A 21770-nucleotide genomic window follows, 5' to 3' on the forward strand; every position below is an offset into this window, starting at 1 on the left:
TAGAGTGCCAAAGCCAGAACATTGGCGGAGGTAGGCTGGCAGAGATAGGCTGGCGAAGATAGGTTTATAAAGAGCTGTACTCTGCTAAAGGCTGAGTTTTGAGCAGTTCTTGGCTGAGGGCAGCATGAAGATGTCCGTTGGTCGCCAGAATTCGCCCTGACTCTATGACAAACGCCCCTTCATCGTAAGCAGTGACCTTACCCCCCGATTCCTCGACTATAACAACACCAGCCGCCATGTCCCAAGGCGATAAGCCCCGCTCCCAAAATCCATCTAGCCGACCGCACGCCACATAAGCTAAATCCAGTGAAGCCGCGCCTCCACGCCTCACGCCCTGGGTTATGTGGGTAAGATGGCAAAACTCAGCGTAGTTGTTGTCTGGGGTTTCATGGCGATCGTAAGCAAACCCTGTCACTAAGAGGCTTCGACTCAGGTTAGTGACTTGAGAAACCTGGATAGGACGACGGTTTAGCATTGCCCCTAGCCCCTGAGCTGCCTGAAATAGATCTTCATGGAATGGATCAAAAATCACGCCGATCGCAGGTATTCCCCTAATCAACAGCCCCACGGAGACGGCGTAAAAAGGGTATTGGTGGGCATAGTTGGTGGTGCCATCCAATGGATCGATCGCCCATAAAAACTCGCTGGCTTGGTCGCCGATTTTTCCCGACTCTTCTGCCAGAATGGCGTGATTGGGGAAATGGCGATCGATGACGCTCAAAATTGCTGCCTCTGCGGCTTTATCAGCTTCTGTCACCAGATCGCCAGGTCGCCCTTTTTCTTGGATGTTTTTGAGGTTGCCTGCATAGTGCTGGAGGACGGCTCCCCCGGCGATCGCAGCTTCGGTGGCAATGTCGAGGAAGATTTGGAGCTGCTGAGGGGAGTAGGGCATGGGAGGGAAATGAAGGGTGGATGGGTGAGGGGTAGGAGGGTAAGGGGTAGGAGGGTGAGGGGTAAGGGATTAGGTAACTCGTGTTTGTGGGAACGCCTCGGTTTCTATGACGCGCTGCCTAATAGTTATCCCTTGACTTTTGCTACAGATCAAGCGACGTAGTACACAAAGCCCATCTGCCCATCTACCCATCCCCTCAATCCTCATCCAAAACTACCCCGCGTCGCACCTTGCCTCTGCCAAAATAGCGCCCAAACTGAAGCTCATACACTTCATCTTCGTCCTGCGTTTCGACCTGCAAGTCCGATCGCGCATAGCTGACGCAGAGTAAGGCATAGCCCATTTCCCGCAGCTTAGGGGAAAGACCCATGGCTTCGGGTTGGTGTATTTCTCCAGAGATGACCCGGACGGCGCAGGTAGTGCAAGCTCCATTGCGGCACGCGAAGGGGAGGGGTTTGCCCTGGGCTTCGGCGGTTGTCAGAATGTAGCGGTCTTCTGGGGCTTGAATCGTAGAGCGAGTGTTGGTTTGGCGATCGTAAATTTGAACGGTAAAAACGCGAGTCATGAATCTTTTGAGTTCCGAAAAAGTTTTGATTTAACCCTTACCCAAACCCTATAATAGTGCGTTGAATACTGTGACAAAAATAGGGAATTTGCAAAGCCTGTTCTCAGAGTGACTTAAATTCTGCTAGGATTACAATTCTGTGGTTGAGCAAGACGATGCCACAGAAGCAAGCTCTGGAGAGATGGCCGAGTGGTTGAAGGCGCAGCACTGGAAATGCTGTTTAGGGGCAACTTTAACGAGGGTTCGAATCCCTCTCTCTCCGTTCTAGAAGCCAAACAGGAAAGCGTTTCCAGGCTTTTAAGCTATCAAGAGAAAAGCGTTTGAATAGGCAGGCTGTTATGTGTGTCGGATGGGTGCCAAAATCGCCGCTATCCTGCAAGCTGTACACCGCTTTGGGCTGAGTTCTGCGTTCATGATAAAGCGTTCTGCTAACTCCGTTAGTATTTAGCCCTACGCGCTTAGATCCAATGAGTTATTTTTTGAGAGCCGCGCGGAGTGCAACTCTCAAAAATAACTCGTCCTACTAACTCAATTACGTGATGTCATACACTCTGAGAGCTGTGACGACCACTTTGCAAACCGCCACATCGTTTTCAAAATGCCTAAAGACACCTAATATGATCGGACTTACGGTTTGGGGTACAATACCTCCGTGGTGTGAATAAGTAATAATGACTAGTCCAAATCAAATGCTCAATAACATATCTAGCTTCCCTGGAGTAGACCCCATCATTACTCAAGTTTCCGAAGCACAGCTGCCCGACACGGGATCTGAAGAAAATCTCAACAGTTCTTTCTCTTCTGATTCTGCAAAAGCTTCCCTCTCTAGAGCAATTAAGCTTCCCTACCAGGCAACCCATCAAGTGGAGCTGCTGCATCTTCACGCTGAAATTGAGGCTCTGCTTCAACAGGTAAGAACCCTGAAGCAGCAGCGTCTTTCGGATTCTGACCATTTGGCTTTGAGCGATCGTTCCATCCTAGCCATCCGTTAGGGTCGAAAGCTCTTGAGACAGTTCAGCTCGCCGACTTCTATCTGACTTCTGAGAAGAAATACGAGAAAAATAAAACGGATATCCCGCCTTCTGCGCCTAAGCAGAATGGCGGTTTTTTAATTTAGTTCAGCCAGAACATTACCACCCTAGGGTTGCCTGCTAAAACTACCTCAATTCAAGAAGTACCCATTAGGGGGGTGGGCACTTTGTCAAACAATTGTTATCTTTTGTAATACTATGGTGAGTACAAGGCTGATTAGGGAAATCTTGATAAATACAGCCTTGTTCACTGGCTAGACTCCGATCGCAAGCCTCACAAGGGTACATGATCGGCTCAATGCGTTCCTTATCTCAAAACTAGGAGTTCACAATGAATCAACCTATCGAGCTTAGCTTAGAGCAACAGTTTAGTTTGCGATCGTTCGAGTCCCAGGTGGAGCATATGAGCCGTGAACAGGCTCAGCATTTTTTAGTTCAGCTCTACGAGCAAATGATGTTGAAAGAAACGATGTACAGACATTTTCTCAAGCATCAGTGGGGAATTGAGACTGGGTCTCAAACCTAGTTCATTTCGCCGCAGAAGGCGACCTCCCTCTCTTGCTTTGTTCCAGACCGGAAAGAAGCTGGGGATGCTGGGGCGCTGGCTCTGCGCTCACGTTACAAAAGCTGTTTCCAAAGAAGCTTCGATACCTCAACTTCAATACCTCAACATCTCAACCTCCATACAAGCTTTTACACGAGCATCGAATATTTAGCTAAGAATGCTAGGGTTATTGAGCAGCTTAATCGCTCTCCCAACTTCTTCATATGTTTAAGCGTCTCCTAATTTGCACTGACTTAACCGATGGCTTACAGCGTTTGGTTCACTTCATCCCCAGCCTAGCCGTTAATGGAATTCAGCAGGTTACGTTTCTACACGCCATTCCCTTTCCTCAGAGGCAGACTATTCCTCAAATTGACGAGTCTGAGGCGCAGGCTGCGCGCGATCGCCTCTCCATTCCCCCAGAGGCTGCTGGGGCAGTGCAGGTCAACGTTGAGGTTCAGGGCGGCAAACCGATCGACTGCATCCTAAACGCTGCCAAAGTTCATCAGCCCGATCTGCTCATCTTGGGCACCTCCAGCCAGGGTGCATTGAGCGATCGCTTTTTTGGCAGCACCGTTTCAGAGCTGAGCAAACGAGCCATTGCCCCCTTGCTGATTGTCAGACCTCAGCTACTGTCTACCTACACGATCGAAGAGCTAGATCTTCGCTGTCGTCATCTGTTTCGCTATCTGCTGATTCCCTTTGATGGCAGCAAAGCCTCAGATTACACTATCGAGCAGGTTAAAGAACTAGCGCAAAATCAACCCTCTGGATCGTTGCAGCAATGCTTGCTCTATTGGGTGATCGGTGAAGGCAAATACACGGAGCTACTGGAGAGCGGCAGTTCCCAAGCGACCCGCAAAAAGCTAGAGCTTGTGCAAACGGAGTTGCAGGCAGTGGGTCTACAGGTGTCTAGCGAAATTAGTCAGGGAGAACCTGTTCCTCAGACTCTCAACGCTGCTATCGAGGAAGATATTAGCGCGATCGTCTGCTCTTCAGGGAGCTTCGGCACGTTGATGGAGTGGTCAGTTCCCAGCTTTGCCAGCGAAATTCTGAAGCGGAGTTGGCATCCAGTGCTTTACTTCCCACCCAAGAGAGGCTGAGCTGCCCCTCCATAGCACTACGTAATTGAGTTAAGACAGGTTATTTTTTGAATCTAAGCGTAGCGCTGTATCTGACCCATTGAGCACCTTAGTTCAGCGCACTGCCGCGATCGGTGTAAATGGATTCTAGCTTCATCACAATCTTGGGCTTGATCTCATCTAGCGCCGATCGCAAATAGTCTTTGCTAACAGTGGGATTGGGTGAAGCCTTGGACATTTGCCCAATATTTGCCCAATCTTGTAGCAGCCGACATTGAGCCGCCGCGATGCTTACGGTTTGCATGTTGGCGCAGCTCTGCGGACTTTCTTGGGCAAAAAACATAATGCGATATTGCCCGGTTTTGCCCAAAAGCGAGGCAATTTGCCGTCCTGCAGGAGTCTTTAAATCAATAAAACAAGGCAACCAGCGCGGCTCATGTTCGCGGTTGTATAGCACCGTTAGCCATAGTGCCATCGGGTGGGGCGCTTCCATGAATAGGAACTGATTGTAGCGAGTACAAACCAGACGCTTCGCAATTTCTCGCTGGGGTAACATCACCCACAGCGTAGGAATGGTGCCATCGCTGGTGGTCATAGATTTAGGAAAGACAATCTCCGCGATCGGCATATTTGCTGGCCAAGCCGCCGCTTGTCGCAGCTCTTGTAATGAGTCAGTCTGCGCAGACGCAGTTGCAGCAGAGAGAGTTGGCTGAGATTCTGAAAGGCTAGGAGTTACCGGAATGCGCGAGAGGGAAGCTCCAATTCTCCGGGCAATTTGCCGTCCAGTGCCAAAGCGCTCTTCTAGCGGCTCTAGTGCCTTTAGCACTGCACCAATTGTTTGAGGGCGATCGCCTGCCGCCTTGGCAAGGCATCCCATCACCAGGATTTCTAAAGCTTTGGGAATTTTGAGGCTAGGATTGGCAGATTCAAAGGTTTGGGGCTGAAAGAAGTGGTGTGCCTTGTACCAACCGCCAAAAGAATGGGTGTCAGCATGGAGGGGCATTTTGCCCGTCAGCATTTGGAACATCATCACGCCCAGGCTGTAAATATCAGAACGAGCATCAAGCTCACGCCCTTCCATTTGCTCTGGAGAGGAATAAGCCAGCGTCCCCATGAAACAGCTCGTCTGCTGATCTTCGCCTTGCAGCATTTTGGCAATACCGAAGTCCAAGATTTTGGCTAGCTCCCCCAAGCTCTCGTCGTGGCTGACCAAGACGTTGCTAGGCTTAATATCTCGATGGACGATCGGGTAAACCTTGCCCTCAATCTGGATGCCCTGATGGGCGCACTGCAAGCCCAGACAAACCTGGCGAATTAAGCCCAAAAATCGGGGAAGAACGATCGCTTGGCGACTGACAATCTCGCTAAGGCTTTCGCCCCGCAGATACTCCATTACGTAGAACGGAATGCCCTCTTCATCAATGCCATAATCCGTGACGCGAACAATGTGGATGCTCCGCTGACCAAGCTGGGCGCAAGTTTTAGCCTCTCGCTCAAAGCGATCGCGCATCCTGCGGTTGAGCAGCGCTTGAGAAAGAAACTTGATGGCGACTGGAACCTCGCCTAGAGCCGTATCTTCTGCACCATAGACTCGCCCCATCGATCCTTGCCCCAACATACGGGAAAGACGGTAGCGATTTTGTAGAATACGCCCCACATTCGTATCTGTCATCATCGCCCTATCTCCTTGGCTCGGATAACGACACTGGCTCGGATAGTGATGGCTCGGATAATGGCAACCAGTCCACGGAAAGGGTCTGCCTCTCCTTCAAATTAAGGGCATTTCCTAGCCGAGCAACGGTGATGTGATGGGTCAGAACCCTCTGTAACGTCAGTGCCACCTACTCAACAGCCTCAGTAAAAATATGAAAAATCCGCGATCGTAGAACTCAACCGGATGTGAACTTTAGCGGCAGTTCGCACGCTGAAACATGTTTATCATGGCATTGCTGAATCTGGGTATGAGTTTTTTTGAAAAGATTGCTGAGCAACCCTTTCAAAAAAATTCATACCTGAAATCAGCGACACCTTTATCATCACTCTGTTCTGAACCTAAACAACTGACTGAAAGCATTGCCCATAAACAATGGATAAAATATAAGTAGAGAAATGCATGATCTAGAGCAAGGCTCTATTTCCCTAATGACACCCAAAGTTGAACAGAACTGCAAGGAGAAAACTTGAAGTGTAAGACCACTTTGCAGTGTGTAAACCCTAGGATAAGCCGCCAAAATATGCTCCCGAAGCACTGACAGCAATGGCTTATGCTGTGTTCTTTAGAATATAGCCTCTATTGCCTAATTTTGACGACTCAAAAAATTCCCACAAATCCTCCGTGATTTAGCCATGGCCTTTCGCAGACTGGCAGGTCTACATGTCTACAAAACATGTCTACAGAACATGCCTATAGAATGCCCAGAAAGCGGGGAGCGAGGAACAGTCCAAAGACTGTTCCTCACAGCTACTTGGAGTGGGGAACATTGCGCTGAAGAATGTACTCTACAGAGAGGGGTTTCTTGGAAAATATCCTAAATTCGCCTCTTTCTCTGCCTAAACACTGAGCTTGTAGCTTTATGCGTTGCGATCGCTTTTTCTCCTGGTTTTTAATTGCCCTCTTGCTGATACTGTCTGTACCTGCTTTGGCTACAACGAGCTTTGCCCAAGCTCCTCCTCAAGAAGATGCCATTCAGGCTACCGATCAGGTCAAACAACAGGGCGAACAACAGGGCGAACCGTGTGAATTGCTGGTTGCAGGCGGCGGATTGGCAGGCACGGCAGCGACCTATGAAGCCTTGATGGCAGGACGCACCGTTTGCCTAACAGAAATCACAGACTGGCTGGGTGGGCAGATTTCGTCTCAGGGCACCTCGGCATTAGATGAGGCCAAGCGCCAGCGGGAAGAACTATTTTACTCACGGGGCTATAAGCAGCTTAGAGAGCGAATTGAAAAAAAGTACAGAATGCTGAATCCGGGTGACTGCTGGGTTAGCGCCTCCTGTTTTTTGCCCAAAGATGCTCACGCTATTCTCTGGCAGGAGTTAGAGGATGCTGCTAAAGCCGGAAAGGGCAAGCTGAAATGGTTTCCCTCAACGGTGATCAAAGAGCTGCAACTTAGCGCTGACGGTAAGCAAATCGAGGGCGCGATCGCCATCCAACATAGTCCTGCCCCCGGCACGCCGCCCCTGAACACTGAAACTTTGTCTGTGGCGATCGAAGACACTTACCGCTACGAAGATTCCGATCGCTTCACCAAAACCATCATTCGCTTTGCGCCTCAGCCAAGTTCATCTGCTGCTCAATGGTTTGTGATTGATGCCACCGAAACAGGCGAACTGATTGCCCTTGCCGATGTTCCCTACCGCTTGGGCATCGATCCGCTGTCTTATCTTGATCCTTCGTCGCCAAGCACTACAGGCGATCCTTACTGCACTCAAGGCTTCACCTACACGTTTGCCATGGAGCGCACCCAAGATCCTCAGCCTCAGCCGACGCCATCGCTGTATTCGCAATATCAGCCTTACTACAGCTACGAGAGGCCGCGATCGACTAACGACTATTTTGATTATGTGTTTACTTATCGGCGAATTCTCAGCCCCAAGCCGCGATCGAAACAAAAAGCCTTTGGCGTGTCGCAGCCCAAACCAGGCGACATCTCCATGCAAAACTGGACTTGGGGCAACGACTATCGCCCTGGCACTGCTGCCGATAACTTGGTTTACACCCGCGAACAGTTAGAACAGCGTGGTGAACTGACTCCCGGCGGCTGGATGGGCGGACTGCGCACCGAAACTCTGCGCAAGGGCGAAGAAAATGCCCTGGGGTTCTATCACTGGCTGGTGGCAGGCACTACCGATTCGCAGCTAGGAGAGGGCATCAAGCAACCCGCGCCTAACCATCGCTTTCTGTCTGGCTTTGAATCGCCTATGGGCACGGCTCACGGTCTGTCAAAATATCCCTACATGCGGGAGGGACGACGGATCATTGGGCGACCTGCCTTTGGTTACGATCAGGGCTTCAGCATCTCAGAAATTGATATTTCTAAAGTCGATTACCTTGATCCTTACTATCAGACCACTCTACCCGATCGCATGTATCGCGCTCTTTGGACAGCGCTCTCGGCACGTCCGGCAGAAGTTGCGATCAAAAACACGCCTTCTGAGCAGATCATGCGGCGGACTCGCTCCAGAATTTATCCTGATTCAGTGGGCATCTCGCAATATGCGATCGACTTTCACCCCTGCATGACGCTTTCACCTCCCGAAGCTCCTGGCAACACCGAGAGGGAAGGCATACGGCGCGCCCATGGGCCAGCCTATCCAGCGCAGATTCCTCTACGCGCCATGATTCCGCAGAAGCTCGACAATTTGCTGGTAACGGGCAAAAGTATTGCTACCAGTTTTGTGGCGGCAGCAGCCTATCGAGTACATTCCTTTGAGTGGTCGGCAGGTGCAGCAGCAGGCACAACGGCAGCTTTTGCTCTGACGGAGAACGTCTTTCCCTATGAGCTGGTCGATCAGCTTCCCAACCCAGAGCCGCTCCTGCAAAAATTACAGGCTCAGTTGATTGCCCAAGAGAATCCGATCGAGTTTCCTGACACATCCATCTTCAATCTCGATTGGGGTAGCTGGTAGTGATTATCGAGGTTCATTACGCGTTACTCGGTTGCCTAAGTCATCCAACATGTTTAGGGCAAAACGCTTTTCAGATATAGCCGTCGCCCCTTTGCTTAATGTCTTATGGAACCCCAAAGTTTGTTCTAGAAGATACGCGTATACACTTCGCTAGCAGCACGGTGCAGCAGTGAATGGCGATACACTAACGCCTTGATATCCTCGGCATAACCGCCACCAATGACACAAGCCACCGGATAGCCCTGCCCCACGCAGGTTTCTAGTACCTGCATCTCGCGACAAAAAACTCCGCGATCGCTCAATGCCAGCTTGCCCAGACGATCGCCCATATGTACGTCTACGCCCGCATCGTACAGCACTAGATCGGGCTTAACACGATCGAGCAGATCCGGCAGGTGAGCCGCTAAAGTTTGCAGATAAGTCTCATCCTCCATGCCTTCGGGTAACGCCACATCCAGATCGCTAGTTTGCTTAGTGCCGGGAAAGTTGACCTCGCAGTGCATTGAGAAAGTGAATACGCTAGCATCGTCCTGGAAAATTAGCGCAGTGCCATCGCCTTGATGCACATCTAGATCGACAATCAGGATTTTTTGAGCCAGACCGAAATGCTGGATAACGCGGGCGGCGATCGCCAAATCATTAAAAATACAAAATCCGGAGCCGTAGCTAGGAAAAGCATGGTGAGTTCCCCCGGCTGTGTTGCAGGCTAATCCGCATTCCAGCGCCAACTTTGCCGTTAGTACCGTGCCGCCCACCGCCACGCAGGTGCGGTTTACCAATGCTGGACTCCAGGGCAACCCAATTCGCCGCTGTGCCTTAGTATCTAGCGTTCCCGTACAGTATGCCTGGACATATTCTGGGGTATGGACTTGCTCAATCCAGGCGATCGGAGGACGCTCTGGGGCATGAAACTGCGATTTCTCGGCAACTCCATCGGCAATCAGCATCTCCTGAAGCAGCCTAAATTTTTGCATCGGAAACCGATGTTCGTTAGGCAAAGGCACGACGTAGTCGGGATGGTAAACGAAAGGAAGATCCATGACGCAGCTAGGAAACAGACATACTTTGATCAGCGTAAAGTCAAACCCTGATGATTGGGAATGAAAGCACAAACTTTCTGCCTAAGACTTCTCGCGTTGTATAGCTGTCGCCAGTTTGCTTAGGACTATTTATGGTGGGGCGGCAGATGATTTTCGAGAGCCGCACTCCGCGCGGCTCTCGAAAAATAATTCATTGGATCTAAGTACGCAGCACTATACAAAAAATGAGTTGATCGCAGACTACTGATCCGGTACGGCAGTATTTGCGGCAGCATTTGCTTCAGAGTCTGCCTTGAACATCGTCCAGGGAATCGATCGCAGACTGGTGAGATAAATCGCGATCGCCTCAGCGCCCGCTCGGTTAATGTGGCTAGGATCAGCAAAGTAGGCGTTTTGCATCAGATCTTGCTGCTGGCTCAAGTCGCAAAAAATGAACTCTGACTGCCGCGCCAACTTCTGCATACTTTGCCGGAACTGCTGCTCATAGCTGAGTCGAGTTGCATCCAAATAGTCTGCTGTCAGGGGCAAATTGACAAACGCTAGCGGCACATTACGGCTCTTCGCAAACTGGGCAACCGCCACCGTAGCCTTCTGCTGCTCGCCGTTTAAATTAAACCGCTGATAGTCTGCATCATAAGACCCCGGAACCCAGGGATAGCGTTGATAGTAAGTGTCTGGATTATAGACTCCTGAAATTGACTGAAAGCCGTTGGCATCTAGATCAGAGGAGGGTTCAGCTGCACTTGAAGGGGGGCTAGACAATGCCTTATTCGCCGCCGCGCGTAAGACGGGCAGATCCCATCGGGCGTGAGAGGGAATGGGGCGATCGCCACTTGCCAGCCGCCGATAGCCTTCAGAGGCAACGATGCCGTTGTAGGTCAAATCAGGTCGCCCGTTATTAAAAGCCCTTGATCCATCTCCCCAAATAATCAGCCTTGGGAGCTGTTCCGCCGTGAGAATGCGGCGCAGCAGCAGCTCATTGACTTTCGCAGTGCCGCCATTAATGCCAAAGTTAAAGATTTTGAGCTTGGGGTAGCCTTGTTTGACTAAAGCAGTCTGCATGGCAATTGGGTCAATGCCCTGGAGCGATCGCGAACTGCCCACAATCAGAATATCGGGGGTTCCGGTCGTCCTAAGGTACTGCGTGTAGAGTCTTAGCTCCTGATCCAGCCGATGGCTATTAAACGAGGGAAAGTTGTAGGGAGGCAGCAGCAGATCGGGAATTAACAGGGGCGGCAGGGGCAGAACTAGAGTCGAGAGCAGAAACTGATGGAGTGGGGCATTAGGCGTTTCGGTCGATTTGTCAGAGCCATCTGCTTTGTCTGAGTTATTTTCTGCTCTATCCAAAGGTGACTGAGGCAAATTTTCTAAAGAATCTGCCGAGCTAAGAGCCAGAGCAGTTCTTCCAAGGATTTGAGCTAAAGCCAGTAGCGCACCTAGCAGCAACAGTTTCCTAATCACATTCATTCCCTGACCTGCTGATATTCACCTGATGAATCGATCGCTCCGACTTCATTTTCAACAAGATGCTCTCTAAAGCTATCGTTAAGAACGCTTCACAGTCAACTGAAAGAGTTTGACGAAAAGAAACTAAAAAGGAGCCAAGATTTCTTAGCTCCCCAAACCCAGTATCTCACAGCGCTTTGCGCTTGGTTAAGTATGGGTTATTTTTGCAGAAGCCGCGCTCCGCGCGGCTTCTGCAAAAATAACTGTGGTTTATGCAATTGGAGATTACTGTAAGTTTGGCGTGGCGATCGCTACTGAGCCAGCAGACAGAAAATCGCCAAAACACCTCCAATCATGTAAAAACGAGAAACAACCTGAGTTTCCGACCAACCCGTTAGCTCAAAGTGGTGGTGTAGAGGAGCCATTTTGAGGAGTCGTTTGCCAATTCCATTCGCGTCTTTGGTCGCCTTGTAGTAAGTCACCTGAGCAATGACTGAAAGCGTCTCCGCTAGGAAGATACCGCTGAGAATCAGTAGACCAAACAGGGAATGGCTTAACAGCGCTACGGCTGCCAACGCCCCACCCAGCGCCAGAGAACCTGTGTCGCCCATGAACACCCGCGCCGGGTTGTGATTGTGTGCCAGGAATCCCAGACAGCTGCCGCTCAAGCAAGCGCAAAAAATCATTAGATCGGGAGAAGTGGGCGCAACCAGGGCACCCAGACCCATGAGGGCGATCGCCGCCGTTCCTCCTGCCAAGCCGTCCAAACCGTCTGTTAGGTTTGTTGCATTACTCTCTGCCACTAGCACAAAGGCAGCTAGAAGCCAGAATAGCGCTCCCAAAGGCAGAGCCAATCCGAAAGGTAGAATAAGCGTCGTAATTTCGATCGGCTGCGTCAAAAACATCCAGAAGCAGAACAGCAGCCCAAACGCGATTTGCAGCGTCAGCTTTAGCTTTGAGGAGATGCCCTTGTTGGATTTGAGGCGCAGAATTTGCCAATCGTCCAGCCAGCCAATCGCGCCATAGGCAAGCGTCAGAGCCGAAACTGCTACAACGTTGGATGAAAATCTTGTCCAGAGCAGAGCTACGAGAACCGCCACCGGAACAAAGAAAATACCGCCCATCGTGGGCGTTCCGGCTTTCTTGAGATGAGCCTGCGGTCCGTCTTGGCGAATCACCTGCCCTGCCTTCAGCGATCGCAGCATGGGCACCACCCAATGACCCGCAACCGCAGCGAGCAGCCCACAAATCCACAGGGGCAAGGTTAGCCCTACACCTGAAAGCAAAGGTCGCCCTGTGAACCAATCCAATCCTAAAGATGCAATGCTGAGTCCGGCGCTCAGGCTTAAAAACAGATGGTTGCCAGAAAGACCGATGGGTCTGTCTGGAATTAATTTGGCATCCACGTCTTACTCACTCCACTCCACTCCACACACTACAAAGGCAATTAGCCCTTCTTCGGAAACCTAACTAACCTGGGCTAAAAGCGCCTTGCTTTGAAAGCACCCTGTTCTAGAAGCTTGACCTGAATACCTGCAATCTGGCGATCGCTTGTTCTCTGCGTAGACATTCCGGATAGAAATGTCTACATAAAGAATATATGAAGATCAATCATCTAGATCAAGTGCATCGTCATCATCGTCGTCAATTTCAAAAGAATTATCTTCTCCTGCCATGAGTTCGTTGATTTCTTGCTCATCATCCCGGTAGTCAGGTGCCGCAATGTCACGAGACAGCAGTCGCCCAGTACCCTCTAGCCAATCTAAGATTGAAGCATTTTGCTGAGGGGGAATGACAGGTGCGGGCTGGCTGCGAGGCACTTCGTATAAAGCAGGATTATGCATGGTTTTCTCTAAATGATCTCACTAGGTTTCTTAATTTTTGTGTAGATGCTGGCGCTGACTGTTTGTACATTGGTGCAAACTATCTGTGCATTGGTGCAATCTGTGCATTGGTGCAAATATAGTTCCCACACAGCATTTAGACATTAGCTTCGGCGACATCGGCTGTCGCAGCCGATCTTTACCAAGCGACTAAAAGATAATCAGCTCACTAGCAGATACTGAGTAGCTCTGGATAGTGTTAGCTTAGTTTTTCCAGTCTGTCAATTACCAGTGTAAAGCGGAGAAGAGTCAACATGCTGGGTAAAACAGCTTTACTAGAGGCGATCGCCGGGAAAAATCGCGGTTTGTTGGCATCCGAGCGCGATCGGCAAATGATTTTAGCCGCCGCTGCTCAGCTTGAAGACCGCAATCCTACCCCCCGACCGACAGAAGCCGCAGACAGGCTTAACGGCAACTGGCGGCTGCTATACACCACCAGCCGAGGTTTGCTGGGCATTGAGCAGTTTCCTTTGCTCCGGCTGGGACAAATTTATCAGTATATCCAGATGGAGACCGCCAAAATTTATAACATTGCCGAGATCTCAGGTTTGCCCTATCTCGAAGGCATAGTCAGCGTTGCAGCAAACTTTCAGCCCTTATCTGCTCAGCGGGTCAAAGTCAACTTTGAGCGATCGATCATTGGCTTACAGCGCTTGTTGGACTATAGTGCTGCCAATGACAAAGCGGCTTACAACTTTGTCCAGCAGGTTGCGTCGGGTGGTAGCCTCAAGGCGATCGACTTCAGCATTGCAGGACGGGAACAGAAGGGCTGGTTAGATATCACCTATCTGGACGAAGATTTGCGGATCGGGCGCGGCAATGAGGGCAGTATTTTTGTCCTGACTAAAGTGCCCTGAAAAGTGCCCTGAGAAGAAGGTGCCCTGAGAGAAGGTGCTTTCCCCTAGAAGGTACTTGACCGAACTGCAAAGCATTTGTTAGTTTAAGCAGTAAGTAAAAGCAAAGCAAATTTTTAGAGTCATGCGCCACGCAACTCCGTACTTTTATTTTTGGTTTAGCAAGGTTCACCTGAGGTGAGTCCAGCTTTGCATGGAACCTCAAGGTGAACCGCAGACTCAACTCTGCGGTTTTTGTTTTATTTAGGCTCTTTTACTCAAATCTCACAGTCAAATCTCAGTACCGCAATCTTCTCAGCCGCATGACTTACCTCTCCACCTGGTTTTTTGGATTTTACTTCTGGAGCTTTACAAGCTCTGGATGAGAGAGTCGTGCAAACGTTTCTTGAACCCGGAGCCAAGCGAGGCTTCGGGTTTTTTGTTGCTACAGCTAACCCCAGTATTTAACCCCCAGGTTCTCAACTCATTTCACTATCTCAACTCATCTCACTACCTCAACTCAGGAGAATTCCAATGCAGAAAGCTAAACTCGCGCTCAAAGCCAACGCTGACCACAAAACAATCGTCCAGCTCTCCAATTCCGTTAGCGTCGGCGGACAGGATTTGCTGATTGTTGGCGGCCCCTGCACCGTAGAGAGCATGGCGCAGATGGAGGAAGTTGCCAGTCGGCTGGCGATCGCCCCCGTTCAGGCGCTGCGCGGTGGTGTCTACAAGCCCCGCACCTCCCCTTACGACTTCCAGGGCTTAGGACTAGAAGGGCTAAAAATCTTGCAGAGCGTACGCGATCGCTCCGGATTGCCTGTCATTACCGAAGTGATGGCAATTTCCCAAATCGCTGATATCGCAGCCTACGCCGACGTACTGCAAGTAGGTAGCCGCAATATGCAAAACTTCGACCTGCTGAAAGCGCTAGGCGAAGCCAATAAGCCTGTACTGCTAAAGCGTGGACTTGCCGCAACGATCGAAGAATTCGTCATGGCAGCCGAATATATCCTCAGCCACGGTAACCCCAACGTAATTATGTGCGAACGCGGCATCCGTAGCTTTGACTCCTACACCCGAAATGTCCTGGATTTGGGGGCAGTCGTTGCCCTGAAGCAAATCACCCATCTGCCCGTCATTGTTGACCCTAGCCATGCGGCAGGCAAACGGGAACTCGTTGCCGATTTGGCAAAAGCAGCGATCGCCTGTGGTGCTGATGGGGTGATCGTAGAATGCCATCCCGAACCCGAAAAGTCGGTGTCGGACGCTCGACAAGCCCTCTCGTTAGACGATATGGTGACGCTGGCTCATAGCCTGGGCGCGATCGCCACAGCTGTAGGCAGGACGATTCCTCAGCCGCAAATAGAATGGGTTAGAGTGCCACAGGTTGCCTGAGCCTTTAATTAGCCGATTAATTTAGCCGATTGCCCATTCGTATTTGGGTAGTTTTTAAGGGGTAAGGATTTTTTATTGCGTGGGCTTTGCCCACGCAATAAAAAATCCTTACTTAAATGCCACTGCCCGTACTTTTATAAATTTGTAATCATAACTGGCGCACCTTGATGCTGCTGAGGCGATGCAGCATCCTCTACGGTGACAGCCACGTTAGAAACTAGCCCTTGAGAACGAAAGGCTTTAGGAACGACGATCGTTTGGGAAATATTGCCCTGGGAATCAACCGTGAAAACTTCGGTCAGAATCGCGCTTTTGCTATCGGTAGTGAAGGGAGCGTCCTGCTTTAGCACTGTCCACAGTACATAAACCTTTCCGGGAGGCAAGGGAGGCAAGTTTTTGACCGTCAAAACCGCCTCCAGATTGTTGGGATTTACGACGACGATCGCAGAAGCCCCATTGCCTGCTTTTGTCCCCTGAAGGGAGTAGGTGAGAGCAGCCAACCGCTGAGTTTCAGCCTGTGATGCCTGTAGAGTCTGCCACAGCCGATAATTGTTGATGCCTAGAGCCACGATCGCCACTGCGGCTGCGACATTCATTGCCCTACTCCAAGAGAACTGGCGGCTGGGTCTTTTGACCGCAGCAAGTGGAGTATTTGACACAGACAATTGCTCATGAGCAGCGCTCAGAATAGCTGACCGTAGATGGGCAGGCGGCTCAACTTCGGGTGCATAGGACAGTTCCAGAGCTTTTTGCATCTGGCTCACCTCTGCTGCGATCGCCGGATGCTCCATCAAATGCCGCTCAAACTCTGCCGCCTCATCGGGGTCGAGGTCGCCCAGGACATAGCCTGCGATCAATAGCTGTAAGTGTTCTGAGGACATCGACCAAGTCATAGTTTTGAGTATCTTTTGCGATTATCTAATGTAGTCCGTAAGGAATTGACGTAATTTGAGGAGACTCCGTCGAGTCGTTGTTTTAATCGTTCCTAGCGGAATACCTAATTGCCTAGCAATTTCTGATTGACTCAGACCCTCATAGTAAGCCAGACGCAAAACTTGCTGCTCACTCTCCGATAGCTGTGCAAGTGCAGTTTGTACTGCCTGGGATTGCTCATTTTGAAACAGATACTCAATAGGAGACTGAGAAGTTTTTTCTGAATGACTAATCGGTCTCCATCGCTCTAAAAAAGAAAGAACCGTGCTGCGCGATCGCACTCGATCAATTGCCCGCGATCGCGTTAGGATTGCCACAAATGTTCTGAAAGACCCTCGACGCGAATCGTATGCTGTCGCTTTAATCAGATTCAGAAAAATATCCTGGGTCAGGTCCTCTGCTTCTTGAGCATTCCCCAGAGTTTTGAGGGCTAATCCATAGACTAATCCGGCATGGCGATCGTAAAGGATACCCAGAGCGTTTGTGTGCCCTGCTTTTAGCCCTAGATATAGCTCTGCATCCGTCTGATCAGAAAGCTGTTTTTCCGTGTTACCCGTTTGCTCAGCCATGAAGGCGTGTCTTATAAACCCATTTGCTTTTCACACTCTAGTTTGACATTGATACCTGGCAAATAAATTTGCGTCAAAAAATCTACCTGATGATGCCGAACAAATTTAATACGTATTGGATATCAAATTGGATGCCATAACTGAACCTGCATCATGCGGGTTAGAGAGCGATCGCTGAAGTTCAAAAGCCTGAGTAAACCCCCTGAGCGCATTTGTTCTTGACTAATTCTCTGGCGCTTGATTAGCCTGATTGATTAGCTTTAAGGGCATAATCTCGGAAGCGATTCATATCAGCTTGCAGCGTCGATTCCACCACACGTCCAACGAAGCCATTATCCATAAGTCTGTTCAAAATACTGGGAACTGCAAAAGAGACAGTCAGTTTCACAATGCTGCTGTCGCCCCGGTCGTAGAACCGGATAGCTCCTCGGTTGGGTAAGCCATCTACGGATTCCCATTGAATAATCTGGTGCGGCACGATCTTAGTGATGCGTGATAGCCAGCTAAATTCAAAGCCACCCGTTGCTAGCTTCCAGCGCGATAGGTCGGGATTATCAGGCTGAATTTTGACCGAATCAATCCACTTCATCCAGTTGGGCATTTGCTCTAAATCAGACCAAAGACCCCACACTAAGGCGATCGGGGTTTCAACTTCAACTTGAACGGTGTACTCTAGCCAGTCACTCATGGAAGGTTAAAAAGTGGAGGGTTAAAAGCGGAAGGTGAACAAAAACTAGCTCAAAAATTCCCAGAATTGGAGGTTTGGGGGCGAATGCAGAACATTTAATGCTTTTCAGATCCCCTCTAAGACTGCTTCAAAGATTGGAATTTATTCAAACATTCTGGATTGGCTCAGAGGCTTGTCTTAGGCTATCGTAAACCGCTTTGCGAAGTTCTTGGAGTTCCTTAAAAACCATAGAGAAGTTCCTCCTAGCACAAAATTTTTGCTCAACGGGTTGAAATTTCAGTACCAATGTACTAAGGTATAGTACATTGGTACTGAAAGCAGTTTTGCTGTGCTTCAAATAGGTCAGGTAGCTCCCCCATTTGAAGCAAACATCTGAAGCAAATATCTGAAGCAAACACGAGCTAGGAGCCAACATGAGCGAGTCGCAGACAGAAATGAGAGCGATTAAACAAAATCTACGGTTGTATCAGCCCCATTCTCACCAGGGCAGTTCTTATCAGAGCCATTCCCATTCTCAGCCGCAAAATTTGGCGACTCGCTCTATCCATCCTTTTTCAGAATGGCTATCAGAACAAGCCTCTGCTGATCTGCCTCAGCCCGATCGCGCTTCAGCCAAAGCTGCGCTGATTTCCCCTCCGAGGCAGTCTCACATAGAGCAGCCGCCCCAGGTTAAGCCGCCCCAGATTAAGCCGCCCCAGGCTAGGCAGCCAGTGGATCTGCCGCAAATTAATCTACCGCTTGTTCCTGCCACAAGTCCATCTGTATCAAGTTTGCTTAGCCCATCGCCACCGTCGCAGCGCTCAACAGCCGATCGCCCTGAAGCAGATGTAGATTGGGAGCCTGTGCGCCCGGTTGCTCAGACTCATGTGACCGCCGATCGCTTGCAGCAGAAGTCTGTTCAGTATTTGCAGCAGTTTGTCCAGCCCACTCCAGATCGGTCTAACGTCCAGATTGACGCGGATCTGAAGCGCCTGGAAGCACAAGCTCAGCATATCAATCAGCTTGCGATCACTCAAGAAGCCGCGATTTTAGAACTTAAGGCGATCGCTCAACAGATTGAAAGAGACTGGAAAACGCTAGAGGTCGTGAATGCGGCACGAGCAGGTTATGATGCCTCAAATATTGAGATTCCAGCTGTTTGTGAGTATTCACAGATTAGTGTCCCCTTGGTTGAGAAAAACCGGGTAGGTGTCTTGATGCTCACCGATCGATCGATTGACTTGTTTAAAGCTGAGCGTGAGGCGGCAATCACGGCTCAATCGCTGCGTTTTCGCACAGCCCCCCCATTCAAGCCTCGATCGAGCTGGACGCGAAAGCTGCGGGACTTGCTCTTGGGGAAAAGCAAGTCAGCTCCTAGTTCAGAAACCCGCCCAGCGCCCCAAGGCATAGCTTCCCCTGAAGACAGTCGATCGACTCAGGCAAGGGGACAAAAGCGCAAAATTCGCAGCCTCAGCTTTCAAGAGGGGATGTCGCTCCTGTTTGGCGCAGTGCTGGTGCGAGTAATACTCAATCTTTTGCTGTCGGCTCATCCTGCCTTTCGGTTCTCTGCAATTGCCCTAATGGTGGTTCCTGGAGCGATCGCCGTCTATCGGTCAAGGGTTACACCCAAACTGACGCTTACCTGGGGCAGTCGGTTGATCGTCATCATGATTGGATTTTTGATTGGAGGTCTACTATGAGTTCGTTGATTTTAGGAGTTGCGTGGCTATTCATTGTCACCGCCTGTTTTGCATTCATAGAACCGAAGGACAATAGCCATGAGCGATCTTGAGGGCGATCCGCCAATACTAAAGCTTCTACTGCTAGTGGGTCTGGTTTTGGTAGGGTTTGCACTAATGGTGGATGTGCGGAGAGTGAGCTGGAATAGCTTTGCAGACAATTCTCTGAAATCTTCTCGCCCAGTTGAAACCTGTCAGGGCGAAATCCATGAAGATGTGGTGCTCTCAAGGGAGAATCTGGCAGCTTTTCTGACCGTATCAGAGCGCGAGCCAAAATTTCGCGTCCAGGAAATTTTGCCACAATCCTATTGCCAGCTGCCAACCATTGAGGTGCGAGCCGGGGTAGTGTCTGAACGGGAGATCTATCCACTAGCCTTTGATCCCCAGACCTGGTTAATCATCCTTTATGAGGGTGAAGAGTACGCCGGATATCAGTTTCGGTTTCAAGCTCCAGAGTAAAGCGGTCGTGTTTCAAGTACATTGCTTATTTTTGAAAAGTATGGAGTGCGCCCCTTTCAAAAAATAAACGATAGGTCTAGAACACTACCTTTAAAGCACTATGGTTCGGATGATTGGGATTGAGAAATGGATTGGAGGGATAGCGATCGCGCTATGCACCACGGCTTGTAGTCTTGATCCCAACTCTGAACCGATTCGACAAATCCAGATTCAGCAAAACTGGGCTATTCAACCGGGCGATCGCATTGCTGGGCACTCTGTTGTTGCCGGATTAGGCGACATCTCTATTCAACTGGGAGGTGATAGGGCATATGCCCCTTTTGCCGGAAAGGTGCAGCCCAGCAGCAACAAGTGTGCGCTCTTTTCTAGCCCCGATGTGCCCGCTTATCTGTTTCGGCTCTGCGGGTTAGACAAGCTTAATCTAGGCGAAGTTCAGGCTGGAGAGGCGATCGGCTCAGGCGATTACCTGTACTTTGCCACGCTACGCAAGCAGCCCGACGGCACTTGGACGATCGTTGAACCTGCCAAGGATATTCTGGAACGCATTCTTAAGCCCTCTTAAAACGCAACGACCATGCAACACATTGACTGGATAAGCTGGATCTTAAAAATTGTGCAGGTTTGGCACAGCCGATCTCCAAAAGAGTTTTCAGAAGAGCTATCCACTCGTTCTTATATGTTGCGTCGGCACTTGCTGCCAGTGACGCTAGTGGTGCTTGCTTTGGGCTGTTGCTCCGTTGCTCAGGCAGAGGCAGGCGGGACAGATGAGATTCTAGTCACGGCTTCTAATCCAGTTAGTCTTGAGGTTGGCAAAGGCGATCGCCTAGAGATTCCTTCGAGTGCCGCCGAGATTCCTGTAGGGGCTGCCGATCGCTCTTGGGAAAATTTGCCGCCGCCTGATCAGGCTGCTCTAACTCAGGCTGCTCCAACTCAGGCTGCTGCTCAGCCCATTGTCTCGGAGACTAAACAGGCTAGTCTGCAAGCGGCTCCTGTTGCTGCGAACTTGCTTCAGACCATCAAAGCTGAGACAGCCGCAAAGCCCGTTGAGTTAGCCTTTGCTCTATCGCCTCAACCCTCTTTTCAACCTCAGACGGCTAGTTCTCAAGCGATTCTGGAACCTGTTTCTCCGGCGATTCCTGAAGCAGATCCGGGCGTAGGTACTTCCTCCCTAGCCAATCTATTTGTCGGTCATTCTGATTCACTGGTTGCTAAGGCGGTGGGTAGTGCAGAGGGCACACGCACTCCGGAGGGCGATCGCACTCCGGCTTACTTTGGCCATGTCGATCCTGGCAACAAGGCATGGAATCTGGGCAGCTTTTCCTATCAACATGAAGCCACTACGCCAGAAGATGCCGATGCCAAGCAGCTGAATCGGCTGCAAGATCAGGCAAGCATCATGCAAGCCAAAGCTCAAGCTAAGGGCATCTCTCTGACGCTAGAGGAAGCCCTGAACGGCATTGATCTCGCCAATCAAGCTCCCAAGGCGGTTTTAGACCGAGAGGGCTACATTGACTGGTTGGCAAAAGCCCACCAAAACGGTTTATCGGGTGATGATGCGGTGCTGTGGGCACGAACCCAGTCGTTTTTTGACCCTAATCTTCAGCGGTGGAATGCGCCTGGATTGGGTAACACTCAGGAGCGCATCACTCACGATCAAGAACGGCGAATGAAGGCGATCGATCGGGCTATTGCCGTTCATGAGCAGCCTCTCATCCAGCCCGCTCAATCCTTGCCTCAGCCTGAACCGTTTCAGCCTGCATTGCCTCAACCTGCACTGCCCCAACCCACTGCTCAACCTGTTGCCCAGGAAAGTCACAAGCTTTCTGAAGATATCGGCATAGCTCGTTTGTTTGCCGAGAAAACCATCTCTTACTTTGGGGGAACTGTGCCTTCTTCTGTGTCCAAGCTGAGTCAGCCGGAGCAGATCCACTCTAGTTCAGTAACTGAGTCAGACTCTGGATTGGCGACCTTAGCACCCCAGAGCGCAGACTCGTCCGAATCTCCGGGCATCGCCGCGCTGTTTGATCTAGACTTACCCAGCTCGTGAACCTTTCCTCA

At 50.4% G+C, this 21770-nt stretch carries 21 protein-coding genes and 1 tRNA gene; 12 read left to right on the forward strand and 10 right to left on the reverse strand.

The window, feature by feature from the left end:
- Positions 1 to 64: 64 nt before the first annotated feature.
- Positions 65 to 892 carry an inositol monophosphatase family protein gene (locus AC5JMP_RS09485; RefSeq protein ID WP_495851206.1) on the reverse strand — a complete coding sequence of 276 codons (828 nt, stop codon included), beginning with the start codon at positions 890 to 892 and terminating at the stop codon, positions 65 to 67.
- A 196-nt stretch (positions 893 to 1088) separates the two neighbouring features.
- On the reverse strand, positions 1089 to 1457 hold the full coding sequence (locus AC5JMP_RS09490) for a 2Fe-2S iron-sulfur cluster-binding protein (protein WP_495851207.1): 369 nt from the start codon (positions 1455 to 1457) through the stop codon (positions 1089 to 1091).
- 175 nt (positions 1458 to 1632) lie between these two features.
- Between AC5JMP_RS09490 and AC5JMP_RS09495 the strand changes: the two genes are divergently transcribed.
- The 4 genes from AC5JMP_RS09495 (at position 1633) to AC5JMP_RS09510 (ending at position 4135) form a co-directional block, all read left to right on the forward strand.
- Positions 1633 to 1719, forward strand: a tRNA-Ser gene (locus tag AC5JMP_RS09495).
- 409 nt (positions 1720 to 2128) lie between these two features.
- Positions 2129 to 2449, forward strand: coding sequence for a hypothetical protein (locus tag AC5JMP_RS09500; protein ID WP_495851208.1), 321 nt, complete (start codon positions 2129 to 2131; stop codon positions 2447 to 2449).
- Positions 2450 to 2819: 370 nt separating this feature from the next.
- Positions 2820 to 3014, forward strand: a complete 195-nt coding sequence (locus AC5JMP_RS09505; protein WP_495851209.1) for an NblA/ycf18 family protein — start codon at positions 2820 to 2822, stop codon at positions 3012 to 3014.
- Between the two features lie 242 nt (positions 3015 to 3256).
- Positions 3257 to 4135, forward strand: a complete 879-nt coding sequence (locus AC5JMP_RS09510) for a universal stress protein (protein ID WP_495851210.1) — start codon at positions 3257 to 3259, stop codon at positions 4133 to 4135.
- An 88-nt stretch (positions 4136 to 4223) separates the two neighbouring features.
- On the opposite strand, the gene AC5JMP_RS09515 is transcribed toward AC5JMP_RS09510, so the two are convergent.
- Entirely contained in the window at positions 4224 to 5789 is a 1566-nt protein-coding gene (locus AC5JMP_RS09515; RefSeq protein ID WP_495851211.1) for a serine/threonine protein kinase, read from the reverse strand.
- A 265-nt stretch (positions 5790 to 6054) separates the two neighbouring features.
- On the opposite strand from AC5JMP_RS09515, the gene AC5JMP_RS09520 reads away from it, so the two are divergent.
- Both AC5JMP_RS09520 and AC5JMP_RS09525 read left to right on the forward strand, forming a co-directional pair.
- Positions 6055 to 6219 (forward strand): hypothetical protein, encoded by a 165-nt coding sequence (locus AC5JMP_RS09520; RefSeq protein ID WP_495851212.1) that lies wholly within the window; start codon positions 6055 to 6057, stop codon positions 6217 to 6219.
- 468 nt (positions 6220 to 6687) lie between these two features.
- Complete coding sequence (locus tag AC5JMP_RS09525; protein WP_495851213.1) at positions 6688 to 8745, forward strand: FAD-dependent oxidoreductase; 2058 nt, start codon at positions 6688 to 6690, stop codon at positions 8743 to 8745.
- 125 nt (positions 8746 to 8870) lie between these two features.
- On the opposite strand, the gene AC5JMP_RS09530 is transcribed toward AC5JMP_RS09525, so the two are convergent.
- From AC5JMP_RS09530 to AC5JMP_RS09545, 4 genes are all read right to left on the reverse strand, one after another.
- Positions 8871 to 9785: a histone deacetylase family protein gene (locus tag AC5JMP_RS09530; protein ID WP_495851214.1), complete on the reverse strand. Its 915-nt coding sequence runs from the start codon at positions 9783 to 9785 to the stop codon at positions 8871 to 8873.
- A 240-nt stretch (positions 9786 to 10025) separates the two neighbouring features.
- Entirely contained in the window at positions 10026 to 11252 is a 1227-nt protein-coding gene (locus tag AC5JMP_RS09535; protein ID WP_495851215.1) for a hypothetical protein, read from the reverse strand.
- A 290-nt stretch (positions 11253 to 11542) separates the two neighbouring features.
- A complete protein-coding gene (gene mraY / locus AC5JMP_RS09540; protein ID WP_495851216.1) occupies positions 11543 to 12637 on the reverse strand; it encodes a phospho-N-acetylmuramoyl-pentapeptide-transferase in 1095 nt (364 codons plus the stop codon).
- Positions 12638 to 12838: 201 nt separating this feature from the next.
- On the reverse strand, positions 12839 to 13075 hold the full coding sequence (locus AC5JMP_RS09545) for a DUF3134 domain-containing protein (protein ID WP_495851217.1): 237 nt from the start codon (positions 13073 to 13075) through the stop codon (positions 12839 to 12841).
- A 293-nt stretch (positions 13076 to 13368) separates the two neighbouring features.
- Between AC5JMP_RS09545 and AC5JMP_RS09550 the strand changes: the two genes are divergently transcribed.
- Entirely contained in the window at positions 13369 to 13971 is a 603-nt protein-coding gene (locus tag AC5JMP_RS09550; RefSeq protein WP_495851218.1) for a PAP/fibrillin family protein, read from the forward strand.
- Between the two features lie 510 nt (positions 13972 to 14481).
- Positions 14482 to 15345 (forward strand): 3-deoxy-7-phosphoheptulonate synthase, encoded by an 864-nt coding sequence (aroF, locus tag AC5JMP_RS09555; RefSeq protein WP_495851219.1) that lies wholly within the window; start codon positions 14482 to 14484, stop codon positions 15343 to 15345.
- Positions 15346 to 15479: 134 nt separating this feature from the next.
- On the opposite strand, the gene AC5JMP_RS09560 is transcribed toward aroF, so the two are convergent.
- The 3 genes from AC5JMP_RS09560 to AC5JMP_RS09570 all read right to left on the reverse strand — a co-directional run bounded on the left by AC5JMP_RS09560 (position 15480) and on the right by AC5JMP_RS09570 (position 17535).
- Complete coding sequence (locus tag AC5JMP_RS09560; RefSeq protein ID WP_495851220.1) at positions 15480 to 16238, reverse strand: anti-sigma factor; 759 nt, start codon at positions 16236 to 16238, stop codon at positions 15480 to 15482.
- A gap of 21 nt (positions 16239 to 16259) precedes the next feature.
- Positions 16260 to 16847 carry a sigma-70 family RNA polymerase sigma factor gene (locus tag AC5JMP_RS09565; RefSeq protein ID WP_495851221.1) on the reverse strand — a complete coding sequence of 196 codons (588 nt, stop codon included), beginning with the start codon at positions 16845 to 16847 and terminating at the stop codon, positions 16260 to 16262.
- Positions 16848 to 17088: 241 nt separating this feature from the next.
- Complete coding sequence (locus AC5JMP_RS09570) at positions 17089 to 17535, reverse strand: SRPBCC family protein (protein WP_495851222.1); 447 nt, start codon at positions 17533 to 17535, stop codon at positions 17089 to 17091.
- Between the two features lie 413 nt (positions 17536 to 17948).
- Between AC5JMP_RS09570 and AC5JMP_RS09575 the strand changes: the two genes are divergently transcribed.
- From AC5JMP_RS09575 to AC5JMP_RS09590, 4 genes are all read left to right on the forward strand, one after another.
- The gene (locus tag AC5JMP_RS09575) at positions 17949 to 19214 is read left to right on the forward strand and encodes a hypothetical protein (RefSeq protein WP_495851223.1); all 1266 of its coding nucleotides are present in this window, start codon (positions 17949 to 17951) and stop codon (positions 19212 to 19214) included.
- Between the two features lie 78 nt (positions 19215 to 19292).
- Positions 19293 to 19712, forward strand: coding sequence for a hypothetical protein (locus AC5JMP_RS09580; protein WP_495851224.1), 420 nt, complete (start codon positions 19293 to 19295; stop codon positions 19710 to 19712).
- A gap of 100 nt (positions 19713 to 19812) precedes the next feature.
- The gene (locus AC5JMP_RS09585) at positions 19813 to 20274 is read left to right on the forward strand and encodes a hypothetical protein (RefSeq protein WP_495851225.1); all 462 of its coding nucleotides are present in this window, start codon (positions 19813 to 19815) and stop codon (positions 20272 to 20274) included.
- 12 nt (positions 20275 to 20286) lie between these two features.
- Positions 20287 to 21759, forward strand: a complete 1473-nt coding sequence (locus AC5JMP_RS09590; protein WP_495851226.1) for a hypothetical protein — start codon at positions 20287 to 20289, stop codon at positions 21757 to 21759.
- The last annotated feature ends 11 nt before the right edge of the window (positions 21760 to 21770 follow it).

It is taken from the genome of Drouetiella sp. (assembly GCF_059504425.1).